The 19,877-nt window shown below is 51.9% G+C and carries 19 protein-coding genes and 5 pseudogenes; 10 read left to right on the forward strand and 14 right to left on the reverse strand.

The window, feature by feature from the left end; all coding sequences use genetic code 11:
* Positions 1-747: 747 nt before the first annotated feature.
* The 3 genes and pseudogenes from RTW80_RS14540 to ltrA form a co-directional block, all read right to left on the reverse strand.
* Positions 748-1,056, reverse strand: a pseudogene (locus RTW80_RS14540) (replication initiation protein); the annotation flags it as partial.
* A 9-nt stretch (positions 1,057-1,065) separates the two neighbouring features.
* Positions 1,066-1,763 (reverse strand): IS1-like element IS1X3 family transposase gene (locus RTW80_RS14545; RefSeq protein WP_223229472.1). Its coding sequence is split into 2 segments (ribosomal slippage): positions 1,066-1,514 and positions 1,514-1,763, totalling 699 coding nucleotides; the frame shifts between segments, so codons are not numbered across the junction.
* Positions 1,764-1,914: 151 nt separating this feature from the next.
* Positions 1,915-3,402, reverse strand: a pseudogene (gene ltrA / locus RTW80_RS14550) (group II intron reverse transcriptase/maturase).
* 405 nt (positions 3,403-3,807) lie between these two features.
* Here ltrA and umuD point away from each other — a divergent pair.
* Together umuD and RTW80_RS14560 are read left to right on the forward strand one after the other, a co-directional pair.
* Positions 3,808-4,239 carry a translesion error-prone DNA polymerase V autoproteolytic subunit gene (umuD, locus tag RTW80_RS14555; protein WP_000776034.1) on the forward strand — a complete coding sequence of 144 codons (432 nt, stop codon included), beginning with the start codon at positions 3,808-3,810 and terminating at the stop codon, positions 4,237-4,239.
* Complete coding sequence (locus RTW80_RS14560) at positions 4,239-5,510, forward strand: Y-family DNA polymerase (protein WP_000457559.1); 1,272 nt, start codon at positions 4,239-4,241, stop codon at positions 5,508-5,510. The genes umuD and RTW80_RS14560 overlap by 1 nt, the downstream gene beginning before the upstream one ends.
* Positions 5,511-5,591: 81 nt before the next feature.
* Here RTW80_RS14560 and RTW80_RS14565 read toward each other — a convergent pair whose 3' ends face one another.
* Positions 5,592-6,566: a ParB family protein gene (locus tag RTW80_RS14565; RefSeq protein WP_000064119.1), complete on the reverse strand. Its 975-nt coding sequence runs from the start codon at positions 6,564-6,566 to the stop codon at positions 5,592-5,594.
* Positions 6,566-7,771, reverse strand: coding sequence for an AAA family ATPase (locus RTW80_RS14570; protein WP_000368714.1), 1,206 nt, complete (start codon positions 7,769-7,771; stop codon positions 6,566-6,568). The genes RTW80_RS14565 and RTW80_RS14570 overlap by 1 nt, the downstream gene beginning before the upstream one ends.
* Before the next feature lie 414 nt (positions 7,772-8,185).
* On the opposite strand from RTW80_RS14570, the gene RTW80_RS14575 reads away from it, so the two are divergent.
* Complete coding sequence (locus RTW80_RS14575; protein ID WP_000339857.1) at positions 8,186-8,455, forward strand: hypothetical protein; 270 nt, start codon at positions 8,186-8,188, stop codon at positions 8,453-8,455.
* 176 nt (positions 8,456-8,631) lie between these two features.
* On the opposite strand, the gene RTW80_RS14580 is transcribed toward RTW80_RS14575, so the two are convergent.
* Positions 8,632-9,498 (reverse strand): replication initiation protein, encoded by an 867-nt coding sequence (locus RTW80_RS14580; protein WP_004118283.1) that lies wholly within the window; start codon positions 9,496-9,498, stop codon positions 8,632-8,634.
* 529 nt (positions 9,499-10,027) lie between these two features.
* Between RTW80_RS14580 and RTW80_RS14585 the strand changes: the two genes are divergently transcribed.
* A complete protein-coding gene (locus tag RTW80_RS14585; protein WP_032409716.1) occupies positions 10,028-10,132 on the forward strand; it encodes a hypothetical protein in 105 nt (34 codons plus the stop codon).
* A 128-nt stretch (positions 10,133-10,260) separates the two neighbouring features.
* On the forward strand, positions 10,261-10,518 hold the full coding sequence (locus RTW80_RS14590; protein ID WP_000764642.1) for a hypothetical protein: 258 nt from the start codon (positions 10,261-10,263) through the stop codon (positions 10,516-10,518).
* A 57-nt stretch (positions 10,519-10,575) separates the two neighbouring features.
* Here RTW80_RS14590 and RTW80_RS14595 read toward each other — a convergent pair whose 3' ends face one another.
* From RTW80_RS14595 to RTW80_RS31380, 4 genes are all read right to left on the reverse strand, one after another.
* Positions 10,576-11,352, reverse strand: a complete 777-nt coding sequence (locus tag RTW80_RS14595; protein WP_000015958.1) for a site-specific integrase — start codon at positions 11,350-11,352, stop codon at positions 10,576-10,578.
* Positions 11,349-12,092 (reverse strand): hypothetical protein, encoded by a 744-nt coding sequence (locus RTW80_RS14600; RefSeq protein WP_000129823.1) that lies wholly within the window; start codon positions 12,090-12,092, stop codon positions 11,349-11,351. Before RTW80_RS14600 ends, RTW80_RS14595 begins: the two co-directional genes overlap by 4 nt.
* A 50-nt stretch (positions 12,093-12,142) precedes the next feature.
* Complete coding sequence (locus RTW80_RS14605; RefSeq protein WP_000493378.1) at positions 12,143-12,493, reverse strand: hypothetical protein; 351 nt, start codon at positions 12,491-12,493, stop codon at positions 12,143-12,145.
* A 143-nt stretch (positions 12,494-12,636) separates the two neighbouring features.
* A complete protein-coding gene (locus RTW80_RS31380) occupies positions 12,637-13,011 on the reverse strand; it encodes a hypothetical protein (RefSeq protein ID WP_024130061.1) in 375 nt (124 codons plus the stop codon).
* 55 nt (positions 13,012-13,066) lie between these two features.
* Between RTW80_RS31380 and vapB the strand changes: the two genes are divergently transcribed.
* From vapB to RTW80_RS14620, 3 genes and pseudogenes are all read left to right on the forward strand, one after another.
* Positions 13,067-13,297: a type II toxin-antitoxin system VapB family antitoxin gene (gene vapB / locus RTW80_RS14610; RefSeq protein WP_001261276.1), complete on the forward strand. Its 231-nt coding sequence runs from the start codon at positions 13,067-13,069 to the stop codon at positions 13,295-13,297.
* The gene (locus RTW80_RS14615; RefSeq protein WP_000754566.1) at positions 13,294-13,710 is read left to right on the forward strand and encodes a type II toxin-antitoxin system VapC family toxin; all 417 of its coding nucleotides are present in this window, start codon (positions 13,294-13,296) and stop codon (positions 13,708-13,710) included. Before vapB ends, RTW80_RS14615 begins: the two co-directional genes overlap by 4 nt.
* Positions 13,711-13,913: 203 nt before the next feature.
* Positions 13,914-14,722: pseudogene (locus RTW80_RS14620) on the forward strand (IS3-like element ISEc15 family transposase); the annotation flags it as partial.
* Positions 14,723-14,827: 105 nt separating this feature from the next.
* On the opposite strand, the gene RTW80_RS14625 reads toward RTW80_RS14620, so the two are convergent.
* From RTW80_RS14625 to RTW80_RS14640, 4 genes are all read right to left on the reverse strand, one after another.
* The gene (locus tag RTW80_RS14625; protein WP_000480968.1) at positions 14,828-15,664 is read right to left on the reverse strand and encodes an aminoglycoside O-phosphotransferase APH(6)-Id; all 837 of its coding nucleotides are present in this window, start codon (positions 15,662-15,664) and stop codon (positions 14,828-14,830) included.
* Positions 15,664-16,467 (reverse strand): aminoglycoside O-phosphotransferase APH(3'')-Ib, encoded by an 804-nt coding sequence (gene aph(3'')-Ib, locus RTW80_RS14630; protein ID WP_001082319.1) that lies wholly within the window; start codon positions 16,465-16,467, stop codon positions 15,664-15,666. The genes RTW80_RS14625 and aph(3'')-Ib overlap by 1 nt, the downstream gene beginning before the upstream one ends.
* A 106-nt stretch (positions 16,468-16,573) precedes the next feature.
* A protein-coding gene (locus RTW80_RS14635; protein ID WP_085959879.1) for an IS3-like element IS1133 family transposase occupies positions 16,574-17,703 on the reverse strand; the annotation gives its coding sequence in 2 pieces (ribosomal slippage) (positions 16,574-17,457 and positions 17,457-17,703; 1,131 coding nt in all).
* Positions 17,704-17,767: 64 nt separating this feature from the next.
* Positions 17,768-18,382 carry a recombinase family protein gene (locus RTW80_RS14640; RefSeq protein ID WP_000904906.1) on the reverse strand — a complete coding sequence of 205 codons (615 nt, stop codon included), beginning with the start codon at positions 18,380-18,382 and terminating at the stop codon, positions 17,768-17,770.
* A 125-nt stretch (positions 18,383-18,507) separates the two neighbouring features.
* Between RTW80_RS14640 and RTW80_RS31385 the strand changes: the two are divergent.
* Together RTW80_RS31385 and RTW80_RS14645 are read left to right on the forward strand one after the other, a co-directional pair.
* Positions 18,508-18,630, forward strand: a pseudogene (locus RTW80_RS31385) (DUF4158 domain-containing protein); the annotation flags it as partial.
* Between the two features lie 106 nt (positions 18,631-18,736).
* Positions 18,737-19,877, forward strand: a pseudogene (locus tag RTW80_RS14645) (IS4-like element ISVsa5 family transposase); the annotation flags it as partial.

Consider the following 19,877-nt stretch of genomic DNA (forward strand, 5'->3'; position numbering starts at 1 on the left):
ACCCCCTGCCCTGATTAGCCTTAACTCGCGAACAGCAATGAAGAAGTCAAAGTAATCCCTTTTAACCCCGGTGAGCGGGCTTTACGGCGTTTACGACGTAAAGGGCGTGATTTCCGGGGCCTAAGCGGCGGCAGCTTGCTGCTGACGCTTAGGGGGATGTTCATCAACTATTTCAGCGACACCAGGGAACTTAACACGGTAGCTGCAAAGCCCTAATCCCGCTCACCGCCACGCAGCTGCCGTACGTCCCCCACGGGGGTGCGCAGTGCTGCGCGCGGGAACGGCGGCCCGTCTGCGGGACGCGGCGCCGTACTGCGCGTTAGCGGCCGCACGCGGCCGGTTACGGGGGACACTCCGCCATACGACCAGCGACCCGCTGAGCTGCACAATCCACAGATAACACAAGCTACATACATGTCGATATGGGAATCGGCCCACCTTGCCGGGCGCCGGTGCCGTGTGGAAATCCGCCCACCTTGCCGCGCGCCGGTGCCGTGTGGGAATCCGCCCACCTTGCCGCGCGCCGGTGCCGTGTGGGAATCCGCCCACCTTGCCGGGCGCCGGTGCTGTGTGGAAATCCGCCCACCTTACCGGGCGCCGGTGCTGTGTGGAAATCCGCCCATCTTGCCGGGCGCCGGTGCCGTGTGGGAATCCGCCCACCTTACCGGGCGCCGGTGCTGTGTGGAAATCCGCCCATCTTCATGACAAAAATTTGTCAAATGACAGGCTCATGTGTGCTGATTTATGTCAGACGGGATTTTGCTTATCAATTATTGAGAACAGAAATTTTCCTGAATCATCAATACTATACTTAGCAAGTAAAGGTGTTTTCTCATTTATCTGCTTGAGTGCAGGATCAAGGAAAGATCGTTTCAACTCTGCCAAGTTCTTCTGCTGGGATTCCGGTAAGACGAAACGGTCATTTAACCAAGCATGAGTAGTAACCCATAAGCCTGAAGATTTGAATTGAGCAAGACTTTCATAAAGGCGGATCGTCCGGGGATTTCGAAGACTGCCACAATCGCGGAGCGAGTAGGTGGTGAACTGGTTGGTAATGACTCCAACTTACTGATAGTGTTTTATGTTCAGATAATGCCCGATGACTTTGTCATGCAGCGCCACCGATTTTGAGAACGACAGTGACTTCCTGCCCAGCCTTGCCAGATGCTGCCTCAGATTCTGGTTATGCCGCTCAATTCGCTGCGTATATCGCTTGCTGATAACGTGCAGTTCTCCCTTCAGGCGGGATTCATAAAGCGGCCAGCCATCCGTCATCCATACCACGACCTCAAAGGCCGACAGCAGGCCCGGAAGACGCTCCAGCGTGGCCAGAGTACGCTCACCAAAGACGCGTGCCACCACCGTCCTGCACATCCTGCCATAGGCGTAAAATAACCAGCGCTGACGTGATTTAGCCCCGACATAGCCCCACTGTTCGTCCATTTCCGCGCAGACGATGACGTCACTGCCCGGCTGTATGCGCGAGGTTACCGACTGCGGCCTGAGTTTTTTAAGTGACGTAAAATCGTGTTGAGGCCAACGCCCATAATGCGGGCAGTTGCCCGGCATCCAACGCCATTCATGGCCATATCAATGATTTTCTGGTGCGTACCGGGTTGAGAAGCGGTGTAAGTGAACTGCAGTTGCCATGTTTTACGGCAGTGAGAGCAGAGATAGCGCTGATGTCCGGCAGTACTTTTACCGTTACGCACCACGCCTTCAGTAGCTGAGCAGGAGGGACAACTGATGGAGATGGAAGCCACTGGAGCACCTCAAAGACACCATCGTACACTAAATCAGTAAGTTGGCACCATTATCCGGCAGGCGATCTGGATTATCGTCACGCTGTTAAATATGTCGCGGTAGGGATACCCGTTACCGGATACCCCCCGCACAGATCCCGGCGTGCGCGATTTACGCACCGGGCTCCTGCCTCGGGTGTCTGGCGGTGAACCGCTCCACAGGCCATGGATGAAGAACCCGAACCCTTGGTAGCCATGCGGCTGCCAGTTTGTTTGCTTTCGTCCAGGTCGTATCATCCTTCTGGCTCCTGCGCCTGAGCGCCCGGCGCCAGAGGTTTGTTACGTGTGTCCTGAACTTCTGCATGGTGGGGAAGTTGCCCGGTACCGAGTGATAGTTCAGGTATCCCTGAACCACTCTCCTGAGCCATTTTCCCTGTTCGGGGATTGAGTAATGCCAGCGCCTTCGCAGACCGTCTTTGATGGCTTTCAGAGTTGCCGTCATCCGATCCCGGCGGGTCTTTCGTATCAGCATGAACCTGCCGTTGCGATCTTTCCCGCTGATGTGCGTGAACCCGAGGAAGTTGAACGTTTCTGGTTTGCCTTTTCCCCTGATGGCACGGTTTTCGGCAGCGAAGCGGCCGAACTCCATCAGACGGGTTTTCTCCGGGTGAACCGTGAGTCCGAACTCCCTCAGTCTGCGCTGCATGGCTATACGGAAGCGCCGGGCATCGTATCGTTTGTCGAACCCGATGACGATGTCATCGGCGTATCTGACCATTACCACATTGCCTGTGGCATAGCGACGTCGCCACTGATGCGCCCACAGATCGAAGACGTAGTGGAGGTATATGTTTGCCAGCAGCGGTGAGATGACCGCACCCTGTGGGGTGCCTTCCTCCGTTGCTCGCCATTGACCCTCCTCCAACGTCCCGGCTGTGAGCCACTTACGTATGAGCCTGATTACGCTCCGGTCGCCGATCCGATGCTCTGTGAACCTGATCAGCCATTCGTGGCTCACCCTGTCGAAGAACTGACTGATGTCGGCATCCAGTACCCAGTTTACGTTAGTGCGTACCAGCCCTGTGGCCAGTGCGTCCAGTGCATCGTGCTGGCTTCGCCCGGGTCTGAACCCGTATGAGAACCCCATAAAGTCGTTTTCATAGACTGCGTTCAGGATTTTCACCAGCGCATACTGGACGATCTTGTCCTCCAGCGAGGCGATGCCGAGCGGGCGTTGTTTTCCATCCGCTTTTGGGATGTAGTGACGCCTGCCGGGCTGCGCCCTGTAGCTGCCCTAATGTAGCCTCCGGTGCAGATCTGTTATGTTGTTCTTCATGTTTCCGGCGTAGTCCATCCACCTGATGCCATCCACTCCGGCGGCCGCTTTCCTGCTCAGGGAGAGGAATGCGGCTTCCAGTGCTTCGACTGTCAGCAGGTGGAACAATGCTGTAAACCGTTCTTTCTTCCGCTGCTTCGCAGCTTCCCGCACGCGTGACAGCCTCTGTGACATGCTTTCCCGGCTCTGTGTCCGGCGCATGTGTGGCTGTTCCGCGTTCCCCTTGGCCCCGCTCCTTCGCTCCACTGACTCCGCTCCTTTCGGGTTGTTCGCCTGCTTCGCCGCTACTATGAGCGAGTCCGACTTCTCCTCTCCGTACATCACCGGCTATGACTCCTCGTCTTCCCGGTGCGGGCCGTCTCCGACACTGGCAGATGGTCAGAGGGGAGATCTCCCGGTTCCCGCGTAGAGATCGTATTGACATGCCAGGGTCTCAGACCCCGCCGGGTCCATGTGGCACTCGCAGTATCGCACCCTATGATGTTGCCTTCCGTTAACAGTACAACGTCGGCACCCGGTAATTTAATATACATTTCGTGGCTCAATGGCTGGCCTGTCAACACCCCTGTCAACGCTTCGCCCCATACCTCGCGGTATGCAACGCATGACTCGGGGACCTTGTGGATTGCTGGTCCTTCAATGGTCGGGGACTTTCACCCCTTGATCTCTACCGGTCTCCCGGTGAACACTGTATGTATAACCAGTAAAATTAGAGTGTCAGGAGGAAAGATGAAACTACAACTTTTCAGCACCGGGAAAGAACTCCCGCCACAGGCCCATCCATTGTTTGCCGATCTGGCCAGCTGCGGTTTTCCCAGCCCTGCTGCTGACTATGTCGAGTCCGATCTGGATCTCCATGATTACTGCATACGGCATCCGAGCGCGACGTACTACCTGCGTGCCAGCGGAGACAGCATGGCCGACGGCAGTCTGTACAATGGCGATCTGCTGGTTGTGGACAGTGCTGAAAAGCCGCGGCACGGCGATATCGTTGTCGCCAGCATGCAGGGGGAGTTTACGGTGAAACGGCTTCTGCTGACGCCGCGACTGACGCTGCAGCCCATGAATGCCTCCTGGTCGCCGATTTATCCTGATCCCGACGAGCTGGATATCTTTGGCGTCGTCACGCATATCATCCACCGCCCGAGGGAGATGTACTGATGTTTGCCCTGGCCGATGTGAACAGCTTCTATGCCAGCTGTGAACGTGTTTTCCGCCCGGATTTGAAAGGAAAGCCGATAGTCGTCCTGAGCAACAACGACGGGAATGTAATCGCTCGCAGTGCCGAGGCGAAGCCCTGGATCAAAATGGGAACTCCGTGGTTTCAGATAAAAAACGAAAGATACCCGGAAAAAATATATGCGTTTTCAAGTAACTATGAACTTTATGCCTCGATGTTGGCGCGCGTGATGAACAGCCTGGAGGAACTGGCCCCCAGAGTGGAACAGTATTCAATTGATGAGATGTTCCTCGATTTGACCGGCGTGGAGCACTGTATGGAGCTTGAGGACTTCGGCCGGCAGCTGCGTCAGCACGTGTATGACTGTACCCACCTGACCATTGGCGTGGGCGCCGGACCAACGAAGACCCTCGCAAAATCAGCCCAGTGGGCCTCAAAAGAGTGGAAACAGTTTCGTGGCGTACTTGCTCTGACCAGGGGAAATCCGCAGAGAACGCGGAAACTGCTTTCACTGCAGCCGGTTGAAGAAATCTGGGGGGTGGGTAACCGTATTGCACGCAAGCTGAATGTACTGGGCATTAAGACCGCGCTCGATCTCGCCCTGACGAACCCGGCCTTCATCCGCAAAAATTTTTCTGTGGTCCTTGAGCGAACGGTACGGGAACTGAACGGGGAAAGCTGCCTTTCGCTTGAGGAAGCCCCTCCGACGAAACAGCAAATTGTCTGCAGCCGCAGTTTTGGCGTGAAGATCACGGAGTACGAGTCACTCCGTCAGGCTATCTGTCAGCACGCAGAGCGGGCCTCTGAAAAACTGCGTAAAGAGCACCAGTATTGCCGGCATATTTCCGTTTTCATCAAAACGTCTCCGTTCGCCATTAAAGAGCCTTACTACGGCAACGTGGCTACGGAAAAACTTCTTACACCCACTCAGGACACCAGGGACATCATTGCAGCCGCTACAACGGCTCTGGAGCGTATCTGGAGGGATGGGCACCGGTATGCCAAAGCCGGAGTTATGCTGAATGACTTCACCGGCTCCGGCGTTTCGCAGCTGCAGCTGTTCGACGAACGCCCGCCACGCCCTTACAGTGCTGAGCTGATGAAGGTTCTGGACGGGATCAACAACTCAGGGCTGGGTAAAGTATGGTTTGCGGGGCGGGGTATTGCCCCGGAATGGCAGATGAAACGGGAGATGCTTTCTCCTGCTTATACGACACGATGGTCAGATATTCCTTCAGCGAAACTGGCGTAAAACTTTGGCGATTTCACCTTGAAATTCTCAGCCTAAACTGCCTAATTACAATAAGTTAGATGTGAAATCGCCATGGCGAAATTATTGACTCAAATTTCTGTCAAGGACCTCGTTGATAGCCTTGTCCAGTTCATCCTGAATCACTTTTGACATACGGCTAAACTCATAAGTCAGCGTACGCCCTTTCACACGCTTACGCGCGAACTTGTCCTTTTCTTCAAAAGACCAGAGTGGGGAAACCACTGACTTTTCCTTGGGAGATGGATCTATCAATGCCTGAGATGCCTGAGAAATCAGCTTCAGTATACTGGCTTTCTGTTCGTCTTCTGGTCGCTCGCCTTCACTCAAAATTGCATCGAGCTGAGCTGATACAGACTGAATGAGTTCTTCAGGCGTTAATCCCTTTTCACTGAGTTTTTCATTAACTTCTAAAAGAAGTTTATAGTCACTAAACGATAGCTCCGACTGAACCGGGAACAGAGAAATCAAGTCTTGCGGTACGGCCGCCGCCTGCAGCGCCCTGGTAACTTTAGCTTGAGATAACCCCTCCAGTTCAGCAATTTCCTTTTGATTAAATCCGGACTCTTTAAGAGCGATCAATCTCAGGCCAATCTCCCGAAGATTATGTTCTTTAGCTGTCTGGATATCTTTAGCCAGTTGGCGAGCTTCATCAGCTGATAAATGCTCTTCGGTAACCATTACATCAAGGCCTGTACGGACAAAAATTGCTGAGGCTCGCCGTCTTGAACCATCCAGTATCTCAATCCTTTCACTTTGCTTAATACCAATACAGGGAAAGAACTGCTGAAACTTAATCGTCTGGATAATGGATTTCAGGGATTCCCTGGTCAGTGCAAGTTGATCTCTTCCGTTGTTTTCCTGGTTTACGAAGGTCTTACTTTCAACTTCAGATGCAGGCACCCGAACAAACCTGAACGTTACCTTCCTGCCGGTTTTTAAGGTAAATACCTGGCTTCTACCGGTGTCCGTCATTTCCGCAATTGACGCCTGGGTATTTAACTGTCTGCCGATGGTTTTTCTTTTCTCATTCGACATCACATACCTCCGTTAGTACGAATGAACTCGATGCGATCAAAGACTGCCTTCGCAAAGTCTTCCGCTGCTGATTTTGCGCTTTTTAGTGCCTCTGTACTTCCATCATAGGTTGCTGGATTTGCTGAAATAACTGTGTCAAAAGTCTCCCCACAACGTTCGAAACCATCCAGTCTTGGCAGAACCATGTCTAGCATATCGGCACCGAAAACCTCTTTGGCCTGACTATGGCAAATTTTGTGATCAGACTTGTTCAGGATCTTGGACATGAAGCCGACATTACCGATGAGATTGCAGGTGTGCCCATCCATTTCGATGGAATCTATGAGGGCAGGGAGGCTGGCCACAAACTTCAGGGAAGAATGAAAATCAACCGTCGCCGGTGGAAGAGGGGTCAACATCAGGTCTGCCGCCCCAATGCAGTTTTTCAGGAACGCATCAAGGTGAGGACCACTATCAAGGAAAATAAAGTCGTAGTCATGCTGGAGCTTGTCGATAATGTTCTCTTTAAGCACCGCATGAATATTTTTCCCTGGCAGATGTTCTTCACACAATCCCTTCCAGCCTTCAGCAAGGAATGCATCGTCAATGGAAGCGGGGATTACATCAACACCAGGGATAATAGACGGTACTATAAAATCGGAAAGTAATTCTTCACGAGACACGTTCTGGAGCATGGCCTGAGCAGCCGTATTTTCAACCAAGCCCACTGAATTCTCATGGCTCAGGAACATTGTCAGAGATGCCTGCGGATCGAAATCGATGGCCAGAATACGCAGGTCTTCGAACAGAAGCTGAGGATGAGCTCGAAAAGCATGTGATAATGAAGCGGTAGAAACTGTCTTGGAACCACCACCTTTAAGATTACATACAAAAATCGTAAAGGCTTTATCGAAGCGATCCCTGTACTTCGGTACTTTACGATGGTTATACAGATCGATGACATTCTGAATCGTCATCGCGTATTTCATCGTATTACCAGAAGGTTTCTTTTTAAAAATGTAGCCACCGGCTTCCATTTCGGACACAGCATACTCAACACTGCCTTTACTGAGCTTAGGCAGCTTATACAGAGCGGCTTTGCTGTATTCCTGATAGAACTCGGTAAGCTTCAATTCCTCTTTTTGCTGTCGGATACTTTCGCTCAAAGATGTCAGAAGCTTACCTGCACGTGTAGCGACTTTCCGTAACTGCTCAATATTGTCCATTTATCACCTCATGACGTTTTTTGTCATTTTGAACAAAAAGTGTCATGTTGCAAGAAAAAAATCATATTGTTTTGATTTCGCTCTCAACAGAAGGGGGATGAAGCTCGACGGGCGTGCTACTAAATCACACTGCAGCAACACGCAGACGCACTTTTGACCATCAACAGCAACTCATACAAAAGGGCTTTGAGAAAGGTATTCAACTTGCAAGACAGGAGAGTCATTCAGAAGGATTCTGATTTTAGTTACGACCAGTGCAATGCTGAGCCTTATGTATCAGCGCTCGCCGCAGCCATGTAACCGAGCGTAGCGAGCGAACTGGCGAGGAAGCGAAGAGGAACCGTTCCGGCAGATAGCTCTTACGCTCAGCACAAGAAGAGTTTTCCATCCTCTGTGGGAAACAGGTCAACTTTAATGGACGCTCCGGACTATGGGAAACAGGTCAACTTCGCGGACGGCCCGGACTATGGGAAACAGGTCAACTTCACGGGCGGCCGGGAGTGTGGGGAACAGGTCAACTTCGCGGACGGCCCGGATTATGGGAAACAGGTCAACTTCGCGGGCGGCCGGGACTGTGGGAAACAGGTCAACTTTGCAGACGGCCCGGACTGTGGGAAACAGGTCAACTTCGCGGGCGGCCGGGAGTGTGGGGAACAGGTCAACTTCGCGGACGGCCCGGACTAAGGGAAACAGGTCAGCTTCTCGGACGGCCCGGACTATGGGAAACAGGTCAACTTCTCGGACGGTCGGGAGTGTGGGAAACAGGTCAAGTTAGGCAAGCACTATGGGAAACACAGCAAGTTCAGTATCCCCCCATATGTCAGCAACAAACTAAGGGGGGAGGAAATAAAAATTACAGACTATTGTTTTTTATCAAGAAAATTAAACAGCAAGCGACCATCTTCTTCAGTGGTATATGTTACCTTTAATGGCGTCTTCTCATTAATTTTCTTCAGAGCAGGTTCCAGGAAGGTACGCTTCATTTCAGCAATATTGTTTTTCTGCGAGGCAGGGAGCATAAACCTTTCACATAACCAGTCATGTGTGGTGATCCAGACACCAGTGCTCCGGAACTGACACAGGCTTTCATAAAGCCGGATGACACGAACACTATTAAGCTGGCCACAGTCATAGAGAGAATAGGTAGTGAACTGGGAGGTTAAGCCGACCAGGAATGGCATGACCTTGTAGTTAAATTCAATCTGCCAGGAACCCCGGCCTCGCTTCATTCCTGCTTCAGCCAGCCACGGACGTTTAACTTCTTCAAACTCACCTTCTTTTGGATAAAAGGTAACCGTTGATTCGCCCAGAGCATTTACCCCAGCCTTCACATCACGACTGGCGACAGACGTAGCGACATTGAAGTATTTGACGTAATCGGAAACGCTGATTTTGAAGAGCGGCAATACGTCAGAGTCATCTTCCTGGCTGTCATTAAAATAGGCCTGCATGAGGCATAACCACAGCACACGTTTTGCCTGAAGAGGCAGGTAATATGCAGCTTCGGTCAATTCGTTAGATTGCTTTATACTGGCGCGTTTTTTAAACGTTTTAGTAGCTGGCAAGAGTGCTTGAGTATCCATTTCAATGCCTATGGGTAAATTTTTACCCACCCATAATGACAGTGAAAACAGAAATTGCAAGCTATCGCGATACTTATCCACCGGAAAAATCTGCACTTTATCCACAAGTGGATAATTGAGAACTGAACTTGACCTCTTTCCCATAGCTTGTTGATGCGTATCCCATAGCTTGTTGACACAAAACCCACTGATACGTGATTAATTTCCCATATTATGTTTACCAGTTGCCCATACAGGCCCCCTCTCAGGCCGCACTGTACGCGGCTTTCAGGCTCCCTAAAAGATGTAAAATAAAGAAAAAGAATAAAAAAGTACTTTATAAAAATATGCCCGTGGATAAGTGGATAACCCCGAGGGGAGGTGATTTTTCAGGCATTGAGCGTAAGCAGAATTTATAAGTTTTGTTCCCTGGTGCTTCCTCGCTCACTCGGGGCTTCGCCCTGTCGCTCGACTGCGGCGAGCACTGCTGGCTCGATCATATCCGTGGCCGGAAGATACTACTCCTCCCCCGAGTCGCTCTCCAGAGCCGGCTACAGCGAGACAACCCGCACGAAGATTTCTATCGTCCCTGCAGACATATTCGAATCGTTTTTATTAACCCTGGCTTCCGTCGTGACAGAACACTACGTCCTGTAAAAGGGGGACTAAGGCCCCTGAATCACACACCTGAATAATGCGGAGTTTTACGATAATGTCATTGCTGGAAACTTTCCTGACCGCTTCTCAGGGGGCAACAATCCTGTTCCTTGCCATGCTGATCTACTGGCAAAAGCGATAAATCCAAGCGGGCTGGCCTTTGGCCAGCTTCGCTGTATAAGGGGAAAAATGCGGCATATCCAGACATTTCACTAGGCAATTTGAATTCAGATATCTATGCTTGGGATCCGGTCAACAGGAGGTAACAAGATGAAACTTGAAACTATACAGATAGATAATACCGTAAGGAGTGGTCTTAATTCTTTCACTGACGGGGTGATTATTCGTGATACAAAGGTATTGATCACGCTCAATCTCCCGGATGGACAGAAAACCACTATTGAGGGGGAATGGCGGCATATGTCGGACGCCAACAGGTTGTCAGAACGTATTACGATGCTTCAGCATGCGATCTATGAGCAGTATGAGGAATACAGAGCAGATATTCCCGTCAGCTGGTCCAGATAACGTCTGACAGACCTCCCCGGCGAGCAGGACGTTCGCCAGCATCATTCTCCTAAGTACTTAAATATTCCCTTTCAGCATGGCTACCGCATCCGCTTCGGGCATCTGAAACTGAACTCGATGCCGCGCAGCAACATCAAGTGCGAACACCTTCGTATAGACTTCCGTCGAGCTAATCGATTTGTGGCCCATCAGGCTCTGCAAAACCTTCAGTGGTATGCCGGCATACAGCATATGCATCGCGTAGGAGTGGCGGAACGTATGCGGGGTGACCGGCACCGAGAATGTCACCCCGTCGACGGCGGCCGCTTCAACCGCTTCGCCAATCCAGGTCCGTACTGTCCGGTCGGTGATGTCCCAGATGCGGGCTTTCTCTGTTCTGCCGGTACGCTTGTTGCGTCTTTCCAGCGGAATTTTCAGGGTGGCCACCATCATCTGCAGCTGGCTGACGTAGTGGTGATCGGAAAGCGGAACCAGACGATGAGCCTGGCTACCGGCGGGAGCTCGGCCGGCTGTCCTGGCCGCTTTTTCGGTGCGCTGCTTAAGCGTGGCCAGCTGCACGAACGGATACGGTGGCACCAGCGAAAAATCCCCCCGGGTCAGCGCCAGCGCCTCGTTGATACGTGCGCCGGTGTTCCAGAGGGTTGCCAGCAGCATCTTGCGGTGCAAATCGGGCACATAATGGAGCAGGGCGCTGACTTCCGGTGCCAGCAGGTATTTCGGTAGTTCATCTTGAACGAGCGCCATCTGGCGCAGGGCCAGCGCGGCGGGATAGTCAATGGCCACCGGCATTTGCGCCGGCTGCTGCGGGTGAGAATATGATAAGAGGCCGCTCATTGGTTTGACATTCCATCAGGTATCACTAATTGATTCCACTCCCTGTTGCGGGTAGCTTCAGCAGCGCGCAGGGCTCTTTCGCGCCTCCAGACTTTACGAAACACGGAAACTGCAGACCATTCATCATGACCTGTAAGACGTGTTTCGGGCATCCCGGTTGCCTTGCGCAGACGGACGGCAAGAATGACAGCGTTGATGCCCAAGCGCGTGAACTGATACTGCCGTTCCCTGAAATAGTCCTTATGCCAAGGAGGGTCGGAGTATTCGGCGGCATATGCAATTGCCCTGTGGGCCTCATCCTGGAGCACCGGCAGTTCACGGATGCGATACATAAGACGTGGCTCTAAAGTCCGCCAGTCACCGGAGACATCGATCAGATTCAGTTCAGGGTAATTCGTGACAGCTTTTCTCTCAGGCTGGGGGGCATCATCATCCTGGCCGTCATCCGTCACAACCCGGAAACAACCCTCAGCATACCGTTCAAGCATGAATACCAACTCGGTGGCAATGTAATGCAGTTCCTTTTTCATTTTATCTTCTGACGCCTGTCTCTCACGCTTAAGCGTGAAATAATGTGTCAGCCAGATGCCAGTGAGTGTTATACCCCCAGTAAGCAGGCCAGTGATAAGCCCGGTTGCCACGTTTCCCCAGATCCCCGCCCCTTGATTAATCAGCTGTACGGAAACCGGATGGGATGTCGCAGCAACTATACTCTCAGTTGCGGCCTGTATATCAGTCATTGATCATTTACCCCTTTATATTCCTGAGAAATCCCGCCCTCTGTCCGTAGTCAGCGGCCGGCAGCCAGCTCTTCAGCCAGTTTCACAAACCTTTTGTGCTCAGTCTGCAGGTAATGGCTGTAAATCCGGGCATCACGTTCTGTCAGTCCGGATGGATTGCCGGTGAAGTAACGTTGCAGCACCGCAATACAGTGATTGTAGGTATCGAGATCATATTCCCAGTTTCCCAGCTCACCGGCCGCATCCAGTTCCTGGCGAAACTGCTCGTATTTACGGAGCAGAATGCCAAGACCTAATTCTGTTGCAGCATAAAGATTATTTTCTCCTGGCGCGGAAATCGCATTACGGATTTTTTCAAAAGCATAACTGAAATCATTTCTCTCATTGAATGCAGTAAACATGTCCTTTCCTCAGTTGAATAGTTAGCCGTGCAATTTTACCACACCTCAATCATCGTCAGATGAGTGCCACTCTGTCGCGACAGTGACTTTCACGAGAGTGATTTTCACATACTAAAATAATAAGCAGCCATATAACAACGTAATTAAATTACCTGACGGCCGCTCTGGCCGGATCCGACTTTTATGTTATTCCACAGTTTCCGGAAGTGTACCACGCACACGGAATAACCACAGCGCCCTTTCAGGGTGGTGAGCGGCCGGTCACGGGGCAGGGGAGGGGCACAACATATATGGTCACTGACAGCTGGAAACACCGCTACATCTTGTGTTTCCGGGCCGCTGCGCGCCGGCGGGGCTGAATCAGATCCGGAACTGCCTTTTTTCGGATCTGAGCGGGAAAAGTGAGAAACCAACATAGGTGTAACATATCCATATGCCGGGCATCTGCATAGGCAAAGCATACGCATATACCTACCATCTGCATATGTAACACCTATACAAGCCGGGCTTGCAGGCATATACTTCACCTATGCGGGAATACTCCCTGGCACACTCAGCATATGAGGAAAAACCATGCGCACAGTTTCAATATTTAAAAACGGCAATAACCGCGCCATCCGTCTGCCCCGGGACCTGGATTTTGATGGCGTCAGCGAGCTGGAGATCGTCCGGGAAGGGGACAGCATCATTCTGCGTCCCGTCCGGCCGACCTGGGGCTCGTTCGCGCAGCTGGACAGGGCCGATCCGGACTTTATGGCGGAGCGTGAGGATGTGGTCAGCGATGAAGGACGCTTTGAGCCATGAAGAAAACCTGGATGCTCGACACCAACATCTGCTCGTTCATCATGCGCGAGCAGCCGGCAGCGGTGCTGAAGCGCCTGGAGCAGGCGGTGCTGCGCGGTGATCGCATTGTGGTCTCGGCCGTGACGTATGCCGAGATGCGCTTCGGCGCCACCGGCCCGAAGGCCTCGCCGCGCCATATTCAGCTGGTCGACGCGTTCTGCGCGCGCCTCGATGCCGTCCTGCCCTGGGACCGCGCCGCGGTGGACGCCACGACGGACATCCGGGTGGCGCTGCGCCTAGCCGGGACGCCGATCGGCCCGAATGACACGGCCATTGCCGGGCACGCCATCGCGGCGGGCGCCATCCTGGTGACGAACAATGTGAGAGAGTTTGCGCGGGTCCCGGGCCTGGTGCTGGAAGACTGGGTGAAATAATCCCGTAATAATTTCCGTGACGGAGACGACAGACATGAATGGGCTTTGTTGAATAAATCGAACTTTTGCTGAGTTGAAGGATCAGATCACGCATCCTCCCGACTGGATTTGCCCCTATATTTCCAGACACCTGTTATCACTTAATGGAGTGACCCCGAGCCCGTAGACAAATCTGCCCTATAGTTTGAGCATAGGAGGAGTCTATGGGCACATCACGTTTTACCCCTGAATTTAAGGAAGAGGCCGTCCGCCAGATCACCGAGCGGGGCTATTCTATTGCTGAAGTATCTGAACGGCTCGGCGTGTCGGCGCACAGCCTATATAAATGGCTCCGGGCTGTTAAGCCTGACAACAGTGGACAGCAGGCACAGGATTTACTGGATGCCAGAACAGAAATTCTCAGGCTGAAAGCACAGCTTAAACGCACTGAGGAAGAGCGGGATATTCTGAAAAAGGCAGCGCGGTACTTTGCAAGGGAGCCCGACTGAAGTATCGCTTTATCAACGATCACCGTGAAATCTGGTCGATCGTTACAATGTGTCGGGTCCTTAAGGTTGCCCGTGCCGGATTTTATGTCTGGCTCCATAACCCTGTATCTGCCGGAGAAAAGGATAACCAGCGACTGCTGGAACTCATCCGCGACTCCTATACGCTGAGTGGTGGAGTTTACGGTTATCGCAGGGTTCATGGCGATCTTCGCGAAATTGGCGAAGTGTGCAGCAGAAACCGGGTTGCCAAAATCATGAGGAAAAACAGGATTCAGGCTATACATGGTTATAAAGTGCCACGCGGGAGCCGGGGACGACCGTCACTGATAGCGCCTAATCACGTGCGGCGTGAATTTACTGTAGTGAAGCCCAATCAGGTGTGGGTCACCGACATCACCTACATCCGCACCTGGCAGGGCTGGCTGTACCTGGCAGTGGTTATCGATCTTTTTGCCCGTAATGTGGTGGGCTGGTCGATGAAGCCGACACTGTCGCGCGAGCTGGCACTGGATGCGCTGCTGATGGGGTCGTTTGCGGGAGAGGGCGAAATCCTACGCTAAGGCTTTGGCCAACGATATTCTCCGGTAAGATTGATGTGTTCCCAGGGGATAGGAGAAGTCGCTTGATATCTAGTATGACGTCTGTCGCACCTGCTTGATCGCGGCCGCGATAGCTAGATCGCGTTGCTCCTCTTCTCCATCCGCGTTCCAAGCTGCGGAAAGGCACCCATAAGCGTACGCCTGGTCGAGCAGGCGACGCGGATCGACGTCCAGCGCACGAGAGAATGCGTCCGCCATCTGTGCAATGCGTCTAGGATCGAGACAAAGGTCGTCTCTGTCAGCCGGATCGTAGAACATATTGGCGGCGCCAAAGCCCACTTCACCGACCAGACCGACGGGATCTATCACCAGCCAGCCGCGACTGGAGAACATGATGTTTTCATGATGCAGATCGCCATGTAGCCCACGCAGTTCCGAGGCATTGCTCATCATTTGATCGGCTATAATCGCCGCGTGGACGTAGTCAGTTTGACAACCTGCGTTTTGATCATCGCGCGCCCGCTGAAACAAAGCTGCAAAGCGATCCCGGATCGGGAGAAGGGCAGAAGGCAGGGGTTCCTCAGATGCGGCATACAGCTTCGCCATTAGTTCCGCTGCAATTTCGGTCGCCTGGTAGTCGCCGTGCTCGGCAACGATGTGAGAGAGCATTCGCTCCCCGGCATATTCGAGCAACATCAGATTGTTCTCACGACCGAGCAACCGGACTGCTCCCCTCCCATTGCGCCATACCAGATAGTCGGCCCCGCGCAGTTCATCAGCAATGTCTTCTATAGGTTTCAATCCCTTGACGATTGCAGGAGTCCCGTCTGGCAATGAAACTTTCCAAACGAGGCTGGAAAAGGTGTCCGCAATGAGAACAGGTTGCGAAACGTGCCAATGAGCAGGAAAAACAGGCGGCATGAACATCAACCCCAAGTCAGAGGGTCCAATCGCAGATAGAAGGCAAGGCGTTCGCGGTCGGGGGCTTCGATCCCCAATACATTGAATAGGACAGCGAAGGCGCGCTCTGCTTCATCTGGCGCTGCCCAGTTCTCTTCGGCGTTAGCAATCATGAGTGCCAAATCGGCATAGCGATCTGCTGTTCCGAGCCGCCCAAGGTCGATCAGACCCGTGCATTGAAGAGTTTTAGGGTCCACCATGAAGTTCGGCATGCAGGGATCACCATGGCAAACAACCATATCGGTGCGCTCTTGGTCGAGCCGCACCGGTAGCTCTCGTTCGACACGAGCCAAAAGATCGAGCTGCGGCGTACTCTTGTCCTCGTCCGGTAAGAAGTCGGGATTGACGGCATTGCGGGACACCACATCAACGGCGCGTCCGAACATTCGCGACAGCCTGCGCTCAAACGGACATTGATCAACCGATAGGCTGTGAACAGCGCCAAGTTGCTGCCCCATTGACGGCCACGCTTTGAGCAAATCCGCTCCAGACAGATCAGCCGCCGGTACTCCCGGAATTGCCGTTATCACCAAGCATGCACCCTCCTGTTCCTCCTGCCAGTTGATCACCTCGGGGCAAGCCACACCTCGACCTTTGAGCCAAATGAGGCGGTCACGCTCTCCAGCGAGCTCACCGCGGCGGGAAGCAGGTGCGATTTTCGCGAAGGCATGCCCGTCACCACGTCGAAAAACAAAATCACCAGATTCTCCGCCTCTGACAGGCAACCAGTCAGAATGCGATTCACCAAAAAAAATATTAGTTCGATTCAATGGAGGTTCCTTCAGTTTTCTGATGAAGCGCGGAGGTGGCTCAACCTGCGAAAAGAAACGAGTTGCTATGGACTTGCACCGGTTGTGTTCCGGTCTATCTCTCATTTTAAGCGGCTTTTTTCTCAAATGCCACCGGCGATTTCCAGCCGAGTGTTGAATGTCTTCGGCGTGGATTATAAAAGCCATTTATATATTCGAAGATTGCAATCTCAATATCTCGCCTTGTTTGCCAGTGTCTGCGCCAAATCAACTCAGCCTTTAATGATTTAAAGAAGCTTTCTACTGCGGAGTTATCAAAACAATTGCCTTTCCCGCTCATGGACGGCAGCAATTGATGTTTGAGCAGTAGCTTTTGATATTCATGAGCGCAATATTGGCTCCCACGGTCTGTGTGTTGAATACAACCCGGTGGTGGTTTGCGTAAAGCCAACGCCATATTCAGTGCCCTTAATGCAAGATCCTGCTTTAATCGATCACCTGTTGCCCAGCCAATCACGCGACGGGAATACAGGTCAAGGATAACAGCAAGATAGACCCATCCTTCTCTGGTCCAAACATAAGTGATATCGCCTGCCCATTTCTGGTTGGGTGCGCTTGCGCTAAAGTCTTGTTTTAATAGGTTCGGTGCAATGTTGAAGGTATGATGACTATCCGTTGTCCGTTTGAATTTACGCGTTCGAACAACTGTAATGTTATTCTGGCGCATCAAACGTCCAACCCGACGCTGCCCAACCTGCAGGCCCAGCGCTTTCAACTCTTCTGTCATACGCGGCCTACCATAGCTCCCCAAACACAACCGATGCTGCTCACGTATATGCGCTAGAAGTATAAGATCACGACGCTGGCGCAGTGATGGAGGACGGCGTTTCCATGCACGTAAACCACGATCTGTTACGCCCATCAAACGACATATGCGTGAACGTGAGAGAGAGCCACGGTAATCCGTAATAAACTGAAATCTCACAGCTTTTGTACTGCGAAAAATATTGCTGCCTTTTTTAATATCTCCCTCTCCTCCCGAAGGATACGGTTCTCTTTGCGTAAACGTTCATTCTCACGCAGAAGATCAGTGTCTTGGGTAGGAATTTTAGTTTCATCGGAAATTGATGCGATCCATTTCCCAAGCGTGGAAAGCCCAATACTTAAATCTGACGCAACTTGACGGCGTGTTAAGCCACTAGTGAGTGCTATGCGAACTGCATCACGCTTAAATTCATCACTATGCTTTAATGACATATATGGTCTCCTTGATAACAAATAATGCTCTCAAAAAGACCGGAACGAAACCGAGGCAAGTCCACTACGTAAGTCCGAGAACATGCTTTCCATGGTCTCTGAGCTCGCCTTTGGGACCGACATATCGGTAGAGAGTGACGCGCTCGATGCCGAGTTCCTTGCAGAGATCGGAAACTGAAGTATCGCGCTGGGCCATGGCGGCTTGCGCGAGACGCACCTGAGCTTTGGTGAGCGCGAATTTTCGTCCGCCCTTGCGACCGCGCGCTCTCGCGGAGGCGAGACCCGCCATGGTGCGCTCTCGGATCAGATCCCGCTCGAACTCGGCCAAGGTGGCGAAGATTCCGAACACCATGCGACCGGACGCAGTCGTGGTGTCGATCTGAGCGCCCTTTCCAGTCAGAACCCGCAGGCCGATCTTGCGGTCTGACAGCTCCTTCACCGTGTTGACCAGATGGGCAAGCGATCGTCCGAGGCGATCGAGCTTCCAGACCACCAGCACATCGCCGTCACGCAATGACTTGAGGCAGGCAGTCAAGCCAGGGCGATCATCACGACCGCCGGAAGCAAGATCATCATAGATATTGTCCCGTTCGACACCTGCGGCGCGCAAGGCGTCGTGCTGCAGGTCGAGAGACTGCGAGCCATCGGCTTTGGAGACGCGGGCATATCCGATCAGCATGTATCACAAACGTTGGTTTGAGGCGGCGCTTCGGCCACGATTGCATTGACCTCTGGAAATGTATCTCAACCAGCTTCATAAACAAAGCGTCTTGAACGCTATCAGATTTTGAAAAAGGAACATGTATGCCGCGTCGCGTCACTCTAACCGATCGGCAGAAAGACGCGCTGTTGCGCTTGCCGACTTCACAGACGGATTTGCTCAAGCACTATACGCTGAGTGATGAAGACCTTGGGCATATCAGGCTCTGATGAATCCCCTAATGATTTTGGTAAAAATCATTAAGTTAAGGTGGATACACATCTTGTCATATGATCAAATGGTTTCGCGAAAAATCAATAATCAGACAACAAGATGTGCGAACTCGATATTTTACACGACTCTCTTTACCAATTCTGCCCCGAATTACACTTAAAACGACTCAACAGCTTAACGTTGGCTTGCCACGCATTACTTGACTGTAAAACTCTCACTCTTACCGAACTTGGCCGTAACCTGCCAACCAAAGCGAGAACAAAACATAACATCAAACGAATCGACCGATTGTTAGGTAATCGTCACCTCCACAAAGAGCGACTCGCTGTATACCGTTGGCATGCTAGCTTTATCTGTTCGGGCAATACGATGCCCATTGTACTTGTTGACTGGTCTGATATTCGTGAGCAAAAACGACTTATGGTATTGCGAGCTTCAGTCGCACTACACGGTCGTTCTGTTACTCTTTATGAGAAAGCGTTCCCGCTTTCAGAGCAATGTTCAAAGAAAGCTCATGACCAATTTCTAGCCGACCTTGCGAGCATTCTACCGAGTAACACCACACCGCTCATTGTCAGTGATGCTGGCTTTAAAGTGCCATGGTATAAATCCGTTGAGAAGCTGGGTTGGTACTGGTTAAGTCGAGTAAGAGGAAAAGTACAATATGCAGACCTAGGAGCGGAAAACTGGAAACCTATCAGCAACTTACATGATATGTCATCTAGTCACTCAAAGACTTTAGGCTATAAGAGGCTGACTAAAAGCAATCCAATCTCATGCCAAATTCTATTGTATAAATCTCGCTCTAAAGGCCGAAAAAATCAGCGCTCGACACGGACTCATTGTCACCACCCGTCACCTAAAATCTACTCAGCGTCGGCAAAGGAGCCATGGGTTCTAGCAACTAACTTACCTGTTGAAATTCGAACACCCAAACAACTTGTTAATATCTATTCGAAGCGAATGCAGATTGAAGAAACCTTCCGAGACTTGAAAAGTCCTGCCTACGGACTAGGCCTACGCCATAGCCGAACGAGCAGCTCAGAGCGTTTTGATATCATGCTGCTAATCGCCCTGATGCTTCAACTAACATGTTGACTTGCGGGCGTTCATGCTCAGAAACAAGGTTGGGACAAGCACTTCCAGGCTAACACAGTCAGAAATCGAAACGTACTCTCAACAGTTCGCTTAGGCATGGAAGTTTTGCGGCATTCTGGCTACACAATAACAAGGGAAGACT

This window comes from Escherichia sp. AM3 (assembly GCF_032029835.1).
GTDB lineage: Bacteria > Pseudomonadota > Gammaproteobacteria > Enterobacterales > Enterobacteriaceae > Escherichia > Escherichia coli.